This is a genomic window from Microcystis sp. LE19-41.2A (assembly GCF_027530405.1).
GTDB classification, from domain to species: Bacteria; Cyanobacteriota; Cyanobacteriia; order Cyanobacteriales; family Microcystaceae; genus Microcystis; species Microcystis aeruginosa.
This window is the reverse complement of record NZ_JAPZQJ010000368.1, coordinates 1-10,746: the sequence shown is the minus strand read 5'-3', so window position 1 is coordinate 10,746 and position 10,746 is coordinate 1. Positions and strand designations below refer to the sequence as shown.

At 41.9% G+C, this 10,746-nt stretch carries 9 protein-coding genes, 1 pseudogene and 1 riboswitch; of the genes and pseudogenes, 7 read left to right on the top strand and 3 right to left on the bottom strand.

Features of this window, described 5'->3' with window-relative positions:
- The first annotated feature begins 183 nt into the window (after positions 1-183).
- Together O9290_RS14905 and O9290_RS14900 are read left to right on the top strand one after the other, a co-directional pair.
- Positions 184-414 carry a hypothetical protein gene (locus tag O9290_RS14905; protein ID WP_288024133.1) on the top strand — a complete coding sequence of 77 codons (231 nt, stop codon included), beginning with the start codon at positions 184-186 and terminating at the stop codon, positions 412-414.
- Positions 415-467: 53 nt separating this feature from the next.
- Positions 468-671 carry a Txe/YoeB family addiction module toxin gene (locus O9290_RS14900; RefSeq protein ID WP_288087219.1) on the top strand — a complete coding sequence of 68 codons (204 nt, stop codon included), beginning with the start codon at positions 468-470 and terminating at the stop codon, positions 669-671.
- A 326-nt stretch (positions 672-997) separates the two neighbouring features.
- Here the strand turns inward: O9290_RS14900 and O9290_RS14895 are convergent, their stop codons facing one another.
- Complete coding sequence (locus O9290_RS14895; RefSeq protein WP_002757162.1) at positions 998-1,141, bottom strand: hypothetical protein; 144 nt, start codon at positions 1,139-1,141, stop codon at positions 998-1,000.
- 434 nt (positions 1,142-1,575) lie between these two features.
- On the opposite strand from O9290_RS14895, the gene O9290_RS14890 reads away from it, so the two are divergent.
- The 3 genes from O9290_RS14890 (at position 1,576) to O9290_RS14880 (ending at position 6,589) form a co-directional block, all read left to right on the top strand.
- Positions 1,576-4,935, top strand: a complete 3,360-nt coding sequence (locus tag O9290_RS14890; RefSeq protein ID WP_002757163.1) for a ribonucleotide reductase barrel domain-containing protein — start codon at positions 1,576-1,578, stop codon at positions 4,933-4,935.
- Positions 4,936-5,015: 80 nt separating this feature from the next.
- On the top strand, positions 5,016-5,468 hold the full coding sequence (locus tag O9290_RS14885; RefSeq protein WP_002757164.1) for a DUF29 domain-containing protein: 453 nt from the start codon (positions 5,016-5,018) through the stop codon (positions 5,466-5,468).
- Positions 5,469-5,521: 53 nt separating this feature from the next.
- Complete coding sequence (locus O9290_RS14880; RefSeq protein ID WP_288024127.1) at positions 5,522-6,589, top strand: ribonucleotide-diphosphate reductase subunit beta; 1,068 nt, start codon at positions 5,522-5,524, stop codon at positions 6,587-6,589.
- 363 nt (positions 6,590-6,952) lie between these two features.
- Here O9290_RS14880 and O9290_RS14875 read toward each other — a convergent pair whose 3' ends face one another.
- Complete coding sequence (locus O9290_RS14875; RefSeq protein WP_002757170.1) at positions 6,953-7,873, bottom strand: NAD(+) kinase; 921 nt, start codon at positions 7,871-7,873, stop codon at positions 6,953-6,955.
- Between the two features lie 354 nt (positions 7,874-8,227).
- Here O9290_RS14875 and O9290_RS14870 point away from each other — a divergent pair, with 354 nt between their 5' ends.
- Positions 8,228-8,767, top strand: coding sequence for a phycobiliprotein lyase (locus O9290_RS14870; RefSeq protein ID WP_159290762.1), 540 nt, complete (start codon positions 8,228-8,230; stop codon positions 8,765-8,767).
- 86 nt (positions 8,768-8,853) lie between these two features.
- On the opposite strand, the gene thiC is transcribed toward O9290_RS14870, so the two are convergent.
- Positions 8,854-10,236, bottom strand: a complete 1,383-nt coding sequence (gene thiC / locus O9290_RS14865; protein ID WP_190722776.1) for a phosphomethylpyrimidine synthase — start codon at positions 10,234-10,236, stop codon at positions 8,854-8,856.
- Between the two features lie 8 nt (positions 10,237-10,244).
- Positions 10,245-10,341: riboswitch (TPP riboswitch) on the bottom strand.
- An 86-nt stretch (positions 10,342-10,427) separates the two neighbouring features.
- On the opposite strand from thiC, the pseudogene O9290_RS14860 reads away from it, so the two are divergent.
- Positions 10,428-10,746, top strand: a pseudogene (locus O9290_RS14860) (RNA-guided endonuclease TnpB family protein); the annotation flags it as partial.

Sequence of the window (10,746 nt, the reverse complement as noted above, 5' to 3'; positions counted from 1 at the left end):
CTTACCTCCACCTTAATTCCTTCTTTCAAAACTATACCTATCAATCGTTTCCCCTTTTTTTAAGTTTCTTCTCTTTTTGTTAAGAAAGATCCGACTAATGGATAGCTTAATAAGGGGGGCATCTGATAATTTTTAACGCCTACCTACTTATAATTAATAGAATATCAAGAATAGTAGAATTCTATGAATGCACTAAAATACCAAACAATCATCAAAAATGGTCAACTTAGTTTACCTCACCTCGACTTACCAGAAGGAACAGTTGTCGAAGCGATTTTATTGATTAAAGAAGCTGCTGAAATGGATGAAACGGACTATCTGCTTTCCACAGAAGCTAACCGTCAACATCTCCAAGAGGCAAGAGAATCTCTGAAAAATCCTGATAGTTATATTTATGTAGATGCTGCTAACTGATCAGGAAAGTCGCCTTTCTAACCCGAAGTTTTGATGAGTTTAATTAATGGGCGATCGCAGACAAAAAAGTTGACGCTAAAATTGTCAGCCTTATTAAAGATGTTCAAAGAGAGCCTTTTTCTGGATTAGGAAAACCAGAAGCATTAAAACATGAACTATCAGGATTATGGTCACGACGCATTACAAAAGAACATCGCCTAGTTTATAGCGTGTCTGATCAAGAAATTGTTATTGTTTCCTGTAAATTTCACTACTAATAATTGCCAGAAATTCCAGAACTAGCTTAGAGCAAGAATTAGGGAACACGAAAACTTAAGAAGAATTTCTGAAGAAAGGGAAAACCAACCTACATTTTTCTTTTATTCTTGTCCAACACCACCATCGAATACTGTCCTATCCCTAGAGAAATTAATTGAATAGAACATTGCAAGTCAAAACAGGATTATGTTGATTTTGGACTCGACTTTAACACTCTTGAACACTTTAAACAGGATTTAGTATTACACAAGAGCTAGAACCTCTGGAAATGCGTTGCAAGGGAGACCCTTGCAACGAGGTAGAAACGAGAAGAACCACTTACTTATTAATTTTCCACAAAAGTAAATTTACCATTTTTACCATCGGCATTCATTTTAATTTGTGCCACGGAGAATTTATCCTGAATGATTTCCCCTTCGGGAGTAAAAGCAATATCTCCCAGGACAGAACGTAGGTTGGGTTGAAGCATGAAACCCAACGCCCGATTATGTTACGCTACCGCTAACCCATCTTACAAATAATTGTGCCTCCCTACTTAGGTACTTAAGAACAAAACTATACCCATAAGCTATCAGCCATTAGCTAAAGTCTGACCACAACCTCCTCAGCAGTCAAGCAGAATCGGATCAAAAATATTTTGTCAATCTGTTTTTCGTACCAAAGAAAAAGCTTTTTGTCAAGCATACAAAAGAACTACATTTTTCTGGAAAATCAAGAATTTTTTCCAGAAAATGTCAGCCAAAACACTGTTTTTAGGGAACAAAATAATCCTGGCTATACCATATATAGAGTGATAAGATTATTTAACACGCTAGATGTTGTGTTTTCCCAGAAAATCTGATATAATACTCTAGTACAAATAGATTAATTTGTCAAATTTTTTAACGCCGCAATTTCCTAATTATGCAATCAAAGCCCTTGACTACTACCGTCTCCATTCACAAAAATAACGAAGTAATACCCTTTCGTTCTACCCCTTTAGCTAATATGGGCAGCCATGGAATTAGAGTGATTCGGCGCGATGGTTCCACCACAAGCTTAAATATCGGCAAAATTCGCGACGTGGTAGAGTGGGCTTGTGAAGGCAAAAAAGTCAATTCAATCGCCTTAGAAGCAGGTTTAACCACGCGCCTGCGGGATGGGATTACCACCAGGGAAATACAGGATAATTTAATTAATTGCGCCCTAGAAATGTGTAGTCCCGAGGAACCGGATTGGCGCTATGTGGCGGGAAGATTGCATATTTGGAGTCTGTGGAAAGATACCTTAGTAGTCCGGGGTTATCAGTACGGAAATTACGAGAAAACTGTCAAAACTCAAGTTAAAAATCGGCTGTACGACGAAAGGATTCTCATCTATTCCGAGGCAGAATTAAAAGAAGCTGGTTCTTGGATTAATTCCGATTGGGACATCGATTATGATTACGCAGGGGCATTGTTAATCACTAGCCGTTATTTACTCAAAAATGAGTTACCCCAAGAGGCATTATTAACCTGTTCCTTGCTGCTTGCCACTGTGGAAGAACCAGCTAATAGACTCCCCTGGGCGAAGAAATTTTATCAAGCGATTGCTCAAAGAAAAATCTCTCTCGCCACCCCAATTTTAGCCAATTTACGCACTCCCAAAGGTTCCTTAACCAGTTGTTTTATCCTCTCCATTGACGACAGTTTAGAAAGCATTTTCGACGAGATTACTAATGCTGCCCGCATCTCAAAAAATGGTGGCGGTGTCGGGGTGAATGTGAGTAGAATTCGCGCCACTGGTAGCTGGGTAATGGGGAAAGCTAATGCTTCCGGGGGGATTATTCCTTGGATTAAATTACTCAACGATACAGCTATTGCAGTAAATCAGGGGGGAAGACGCGCCGGGGCAGTAACTATCGGTGTTGACATCTGGCATTTAGATGTGCCAGAATTTCTGGAAATGCAGACAGAAAACGGTGATCAAAGACGTAAAGCTTATGATGTTTTTCCCCAATTAGTTATCACCGATGAATTCATGCGTCGGGTGATAAATAAAGCCGAGTGGACATTAGTAGATCCCTACGAAGTTCGCAATAAATTAGGTATAGAATTAGCGGAACTATGGGGGGAAGAATTTGAAGAGGCCTATCGTTTAGTAGAAGCTAATTTAGATCAAGAGATTCTCCTCTATAAAAAAATCAATGCCCGGGACTTATTTAAAAGTATCATGCGTTCCCAAGTAGAAACAGGAATGCCCTACATTGCCTTCAAAGATACCATCAATCGCGCTAATCCTAATAAGCACGATGGCTATATCCCCGGTGTAAATTTATGCGTCGCGGGAGAAACAAAAATTCTCACTGACCGAGGACAAATAGCAATCGCTGATTTGGTGGGGGAATATGTTAATGTCTGGAATGGATTGGAGTGGTCAGAAGTATTAGTTAAAAAGACTGGAGAAAACCAGCCTTTATTAAAGGTCAATTTCTCTAACGGAGAGGCATTAGAATGTACTTACTACCATAAGTTTTACGTTCAGAAGAACTACAAGGGAACCGTGGAAATTGTGGAGGCAAAAGACCTCAAACAAGGAGATAAATTAATTAAATACCAGCTGCCTCTCATCCAGTCAGAAAATGATCTTGACTTTCCCTACGCCTACACCGCAGGATTCTTTTCTGGAGATGGGAGTTACGGAAACAATGGAATGCCAGAAGTTGACCTATACGGAGTTAAAAAAGAGTTACTTCCCTTATTGGCTATTCGTAACAAATATCGGGGAAATGGCTCTATTGAAAAAGGTACTTTTTGGAGAAAAGAAACCGATACCCTAGGGGTATATCATGACAGTAAACAAGATCGGATCGTCTGTAAACTCCCGTTAGATATTCCCAGTAAATTTACAGTTCCTCTCAATGGTTACACAATTAAATCTCGTTTAGAATGGTTAGCTGGTTTACTTGATGCCGATGGAACAGTTGCCCGCAATGGTTCTAACGAGTCTCTCCAGATTGCTGCTGTTAACCGGCAATTTTTGCTCGATATTCGCCTAATGTTACAGACTTTAGGAGTTGATTCCAAAGTTACTTTTATGGATGACGGTGGCTATAAATTGATGCCAAATGGAAAGGGAAATTATCAAGAATATCTCTGTCAACCAAAATATCGTTTACTGATTAATTCTGTCGGACTATTTCAACTTGGTCAATTGGGACTTAAAACCCATCGCTTACAATGGACTTTAAAAGAACCCCAACGTTCGGCCACTCAGTTTATTCGCATTGAATCGGTAGAGTTAACCTGTCGTCGAGATGACACCTACTGTTTTACAGAACCCAAGCGTCATCTGGGAATGTTTAACGGCATTCTAACAGGACAATGCACCGAATCTTTTAGCAATGTCACCCCCGATAAAACTGCCCATTGCTGTAATTTAGTTAGCCTTAATTTAGCCAATATCGACAGGGAAGAAATCGAGTCTAATTGTCAAATCGCTGTCAGGATTCTCGACAATACTATCGATATCACTAATCCTCCCTTTGATAATGCTAAAAACCACAACGATAAATATCGCACTATTGGGGTAGGGGCGATGGGATTGGCTGACTGGTTAGCTAAACGGAAATTATCCTACAATAACCTGTCAGAAATTAGTAATTTATTTGAAGAAATTGGCTATTGGTGTACCTATTCTTCGATGGAATTAGCCAAAGAACGCGGCGCTTATCAAGCTTTCTTGGGTAGTGAATGGAGTCAAGGTAAATTAATCGGAGCAAAACCAGTGGCATGGTTTTTAAATAACGCGGTGCAACCGCAAAGATGGCAACAATTAGCCGAAGATATTCAACGATTTGGCATCCGTAACTCCCATATTACCGCCATTGCTCCTAATACTTCCTCTAGTTTGGTACAGGGATGTACCGCTAGTGTTTTGCCGGTTTATAGTCGCTTTTTCTACGATAAATGGGCAAAGGGAACCGTTCCCATCGCACCACCTTTTATTGAAGAAGCTTTCTGGTTTTATCCAGAGAATAAAAATCTCGAACAGCAACAAGTGGTAAAAGCGATCGCTACTATGCAAGAATGGATTGATACGGGGATTTCTATGGAATTATTATTCAACCTCAATGAAGGGGTTTATTTCCCCGCAGAACCCAACCGTTGTCTCACTGCTAAAGATATCTTTGATACTCTCATCATGGCGTGGGAATTGGGGTGTAAAGCGATTTATTATATCCGTACCGTACAAAAGGACAATTTTCGAGAGTCTGACGATAGTTGTTCTAGTTGCGCTAATTAAGGTTAACTTGGGTGGGCAATGCCCACCTTAATTTTTTTATATCATTTAAAATAAGTCCTACTCATCACCTAATCACAGCTATGGATAAGACTTTATACGAACAGGATTACTATCTCTGGATAGAGAAAACCATATCTTTACTAGAAAATCATCGGTTTTCTGATTTAGATTTAGAGAATTTAATTGAAGAAATAAAATCTATGTCTATCAGTCAACAGAAAGCCCTTAAAAGCAATCTGACCGTGATTTTATGGCATTTACTAAAATACTTACAAGAGCCAGAAAAACAAACCAGAAGCTGGGCATTAACCCTTTTTGAGCAGCGAGAAAGAATCGAAGAAGATTTAGAAAATAGCCCTAGTCTTAAGAGTTTTTTAACAGAAGACAATTTAAAAAAATGCTATAATAAGGTCAGAAAAAAAGCCGCTATTGAAACAGGGATAAACCTAGAGAAATTCCCGAAGGATTGCCCATTTACTTTGGCAGAAGCCCTAGATTTTGAATTTATTCCTAATCAAAATCAAAACATTTGACTTTTTACCGAAAATCTATTATAACCTAAAAGTGCCATAATATCCAAGTAATCATGTCCTTACATTTAGTTAATTCTTGCCATTCGATGCCCATTTCCCCGATCTTCAATCCGGCGGGAGATGATGCGATCGAAAACCGTTCGATCTGGTTTGGTAACACCACCAACCTGATGCAGTTAAACGATGTCCGCTACACCTGGGCGGTGGGTTTATATCAACAAATGCGCGAAAATTTCTGGATTCCGCAACGCTTAGATATCACTCAAGACGTGACTGAATACGGGCATCTTACCGACGAAGAAAGATATGCTTATGATGGTATTTTATCCTATCTAACTTTTCTTGATTCCGTGCAAACCTGTAATATTCCCCACCTAAAAGGTAGCGTCACTGCGCCAGAAATTAGTCTTTGTATGGCGGAACAAATTTCTCAAGAAGCCATGCACAATCAAAGTTATCAATACTTAATTGAAACCATTATTCCCTCGGATCGCAGAGGCGAAGTTTATGACTTTTGGCGTACCGATAAAGTTCTCAAGGATCGCTGTGAATTTATCGCTAGTCTCTACCAGCAATACATCGACAAACAAACTACTGAAAGCTATTTTATCGCCCTTCTTGCCGATTATTTGCTGGAGAGTTTGTATTTTTACAACGGCTTTATCTTTTTCTATAATCTCGCTTCTCGACAGCTAATGTCCGGTAGTGCTGACGTTTTCAAAATGATCAACCGGGACGAATTAAGTCACGTCCGTTTGTATCAGAAACTTATTCCCGAAGCCATGGCAACTTTTTCCCATTCCGTTGAACAGATTTATGAGATGTTCGATACGGCCGTTAAACACGAATGTCGCTGGACAAATCACATTGTTGGCAACGACATTTTAGGTATTACCGAATACAGTACCGAACAGTACACCAAATACCTCGCTAATATTCGACTGAAAGCGATCGGACTTGAGCCTTTATACAAGGAAGAAAAGTATAACAAAAGTCCCTATAATCATCTGGAACGCTTCTCCGATACCAAAAAAGAAGGCCACACCAAAGCTAACTTTTTTGAAGCAACCGTTACCAGTTATGTTATGTCTTCTGGCTTAACTGGATGGGATGAAATTTAAAATTTACGGGACAAGAATAACCCAATTTCTTACCATAAAGTGGCAATTTTGTCAAATATTTTGACAACTTTTGACCCTCTATTCGCTGGGGTGCAAGGGGCCTTTTGCTCCTTCGACCCCGCTCAACCTTTAACGATCCCTACTGGCATCTCGGTAATTATAAGTAGGGCTGGCTGAATAATGGTAAAACCCTTGTTGGTTAAGACTTTTAGAGTTTTTGTAAATCAAAAAGTACCAGATATGGGAGTGATCGGGGGGAATTTAGGCACTTTTTCCCTGAAAATTAGGTAATTGACCCCCTGAAAATCGGTAAAACCCTACACCCTACACCCTACACCCACGAAAAACTTTTTGCCGCAAACCCTAATTATGACGATTGCCATCATAATGAATTCTCGCTCCGGCCCATTGTAATTTTTCCTGTAGAGTCTGATAAAAAGAATAGCTTTCCCGCAGGATAATAAATTGGGCGAATTTTTCAGCTTTGGTAACTCCCACCCATTGCCCGGGCCAAATGGAAGTGGCTAAAGCGCCATCCATCCAGAGTTTAGTGTTTAATTCGTAGTCTCCCAGAGGCCAAATACTGACCAGAGATGCCGGGGGAATGACAATCGGCCGACTGGAGAGACTCAAGGGACAAATCGGGGTGACAGCGATCGCTTCCATGCCGGGGTGTATAATCGGGCCATTAGCGGAAGCGGTGTAACAGGTGGACCCCGTGGGAGTAGCCACTAATAAACCATCTCCTTGGTACTGATCTACTACTTCCCCGTCCACTTCGATTTCGAGGATTGAGGTGGGCATCCTATCGATACTAGCGGGTTTCACACACATCTCATTCAGGGCATAAAATGCCTCGCTCACTGGCTGCGGGTTTCTTTTATCCCCTTCATAGATTCTGGCCTTTAACATCATCCGTTGTTGTACCGCGTAGTGGTCGGATTGTAAACGATCCCAGACCGTCTCCGTATCCTGGAAAATCTCAAAAGGTTCCGTTAAAAATCCCAGATGGCCGCCGACATTCACCGCTAAAATTGGAATGTCTTCGTGAGCTAAATAGCGAGCGGCGGCTAAAATGGTTCCATCTCCCCCCAAAACGATGGCAAGGTCGATTTTTTCCGATGCTGAGGCTAAAAATACCGGATAGGGATTATCTTTAAAGCCACTGGGTCCCATTAAAACTTTACACTGACGGGCTTCTAACTGTTTAGCGCATTTTTCCGCCCATGCTTTACTTTGGGGATGGTTGGCCTTGTGAGCGATGATGACTTGTTTTAACTGCACGGAGTTGAGACCTTGTTCGGAGGTTCTATATTTTTAACAATACCAAGACTGGGCAGATCGGGTGAAAAGTAACAGCTAAAAAGGGGGTTGGGGGATGGGGAAGTGGGGAAATGGGGAAGTGGGAAGTGGGGAAGTGGGGGAATTTCAACTAAAACCCCAAAACCCCCCGCAACGCGCACGCAGTGACCACCCTATCTCCTGCCTCTTGCCTCTTGCAAGAGTGCCTCATCTCAACTGGCAATTTAAATACTTAACAGCTTATAATTGTATTAAGATGTGTAACAATTCTCTGGCAAACTCTTGACAAAGGATAACAAATCTGCTCTCCCAAAAAACAGGAAAGGTTTTATTTCTATGACATTAATTCAAACCGCCCAATTATCGCTAGAAACTTTGGCTTTAGCCTTTTTTAAGCAGACAGAAGGACGCTGGCAATCCCAGAGACGTTATTACACCCTCACCCAAGAAACGGAACCCCAAGAAGTTATCAGCGCCATCGAGATTAAATATTTACCCCAAGGCAGCGAACCATTAATTCAACTGGCCCGTTTACATAATCTGGAAGATACAGTTCTATTAGGTGGTACGGAAGTGACTTGGCAAAGTAATTATCTCCGTCCCCAGAGTAAAAAACCCTCCAACGGTTCGACTATATTCGGTATTTTAGATAATATTCTCTATCGCGATCGGGGATTTGCGACGGATAAACCCGTTAGCGCTATTTATACCTTTCCTAACCCCTCTACTCTCTGTCTGAGAACAGAATACGCCGGTTCTGTCTTTGAAGAAGAAATTAAACTCATCGGTCAACAATATCGCACCCGACAAACTATTATCTCTCGCGCCGGTCAAGAATTGATGATCGGTCAATATCTAGAAAAACGGGTCAATTAGTCAAAAAATCGGCGGCTATTCCCAGAATTTTGACTTCTATGCTAGGAATAGGGCTGAAATCAAGCAGCCCTTCCCATAACTCCCCTTTAAACCGGGGTTAAATTGTCTTGATTCTGACTAGCGAGAAACTTCTCTAATTCCGTAATCGCATCGGCATCGACTTTAGTTTGCATCGGACAGAATTTCGGTCCACACATCGAACAAAACTCCGCCGTCTTATAAATATCTGCGGGTAAAGTCTCATCGTGGTATTCCTTAGCGCGATCGGGATCCAAGGATAACTGAAATTGACGATTCCAATCGAAATTATAACGAGCAATGGAGAGTTCATCGTCACGATCCCGCGCTCCTGGACGATGACGGGCGATATCTGCCGCATGAGCCGCTATTTTGTAGGCAATTAAGCCATTTCGCACATCTTCAGCGTTGGGTAAACCGAGATGCTCTTTCGGGGTGACATAACATAACATCGCCGTCCCGTACCAACCCGCCAGAGCCGCCCCGATCGCCGAAGTGATATGATCGTATCCTGGGGCAATATCGGTGACAAGGGGACCAAGAACATAGAAAGGTGCTTCGCTACACTCCTCCATCTGTTTTTTCACATTAAATTCAATTTGATCCATGGGAACATGGCCCGGTCCTTCCACCATCACCTGTACATCGTGTTCCCAAGCGCGGCGCGTCAGTTGGCCGAGGGTTTTCAATTCCGCTAATTGGGCCGCATCGGAAGCATCATGGGTACAACCAGGACGCAGGGAGTCACCGAGACTAAAAGAAACGTCATAACGCTGGAAAATCTCGATAATTTCATCGAAATGGGTGTAGAGAGGATTTTGCTTGTGGTGGTGTAACATCCACTTAGCAATAATACCACCGCCCCTGGAGACAATCCCGGTCAGACGGGTTTTGACTAAAGGCAGGTGTTCGATGAGGATTCCCGCATGAATCGTCATGTAATCTACCCCTTGCTGGGCGTGTTTTTCGATAATATGGAGGAAATCTTCGGGGGTGAGTTTTTCAATATTGCCGTGAACGCTTTCCACCGCTTGATAGATGGGTACAGTACCGATGGGGACAGGAGAAGCATTGATAATCGCAGTGCGAATTTCGTCCAAATTACCGCCACCGGTGGAGAGATCCATCACCGTATCTGCGCCGTATTTGACCGCTAGGTGTAATTTTTCCAGTTCTTCGTTAATATTCGAGGAGTTAGGGGAAGCCCCGATATTAGCATTAACTTTACACTTAGAAGCAATACCGATCGCCATAGGTTCGAGGTTGAGGTGATTGATATTAGCGGGAATAATCAGTCTTCCTCGGGCGATTTCGCTGCGAATCAATTCGGGAGAGAGATTTTCCCGTTTTGCCACATAAGCCATCTCTTCGGTAATTATCCCCTGACGGGCGTAGTGCATTTGCGATACATTTGCTTGTCCGCGCCGGGGGGCAACCCATTCTTGTCTCATAATTTTATTTCCTCTGTAAACAGCTTCCCTACGCTGGAATTACCCAGTCTCAGGTTCTAAGGGTCTTTCTCAGCCTGATTGCCTCAGACACCCCTAGCTATGACGGCAATTGTACCACTGTTGAGGACTGAGGAGATAAAGCTTAAGATTGTTGTTTGATTAGGCAGTTAGGCTAAAACCCACTTAGACCCCCTACAATAAACTTCTTAGGTGACGAATACTTAAATTTTCCACAATTGGGAAAAATTCGGATTAGGAAATCCAGAAAGTACCCGCCCTGGTTCGAGCCTAAACAAGCTCGAATTATCCAAAAAGCGTCGGGATTTTACGTTTCGGTTTCCTTCCAATCTACGGAATTAGTTCCCGATATGACAGTAGGGAAGACCTGTTTAGGAATTGACGCGGGAATTGAAAGTTTTGTCGCTACTTCACGGGGAGATTTAATCAAAGCCCCTCGATTTTTGTTGAAAGTACAGAGTAAGCTTAAATTGCTACAAAGACGCTTGAAAC

What these genes read in the sequence shown, in the direction of transcription:
- O9290_RS14905 (WP_288024133.1), top strand. Translation starts at nt 184, where the DNA reads ATGAATGCACTAAAATACCAAACAATCATCAAAAATGGTCAACTTAGT.
- thiC (WP_190722776.1), bottom strand. Translation starts at nt 10,236, where the DNA reads ATGAGACAAGAATGGGTTGCCCCCCGGCGCGGACAAGCAAATGTATCG.
- O9290_RS14885 (WP_002757164.1), top strand. Translation starts at nt 5,016, where the DNA reads ATGGATAAGACTTTATACGAACAGGATTACTATCTCTGGATAGAGAAA.
- O9290_RS14870 (WP_159290762.1), top strand. Translation starts at nt 8,228, where the DNA reads ATGACATTAATTCAAACCGCCCAATTATCGCTAGAAACTTTGGCTTTA.
- O9290_RS14880 (WP_288024127.1), top strand. Translation starts at nt 5,522, where the DNA reads ATGTCCTTACATTTAGTTAATTCTTGCCATTCGATGCCCATTTCCCCG.
- O9290_RS14895 (WP_002757162.1), bottom strand. Translation starts at nt 1,141, where the DNA reads ATGCTTCAACCCAACCTACGTTCTGTCCTGGGAGATATTGCTTTTACT.
- O9290_RS14890 (WP_002757163.1), top strand. Translation starts at nt 1,576, where the DNA reads ATGCAATCAAAGCCCTTGACTACTACCGTCTCCATTCACAAAAATAAC.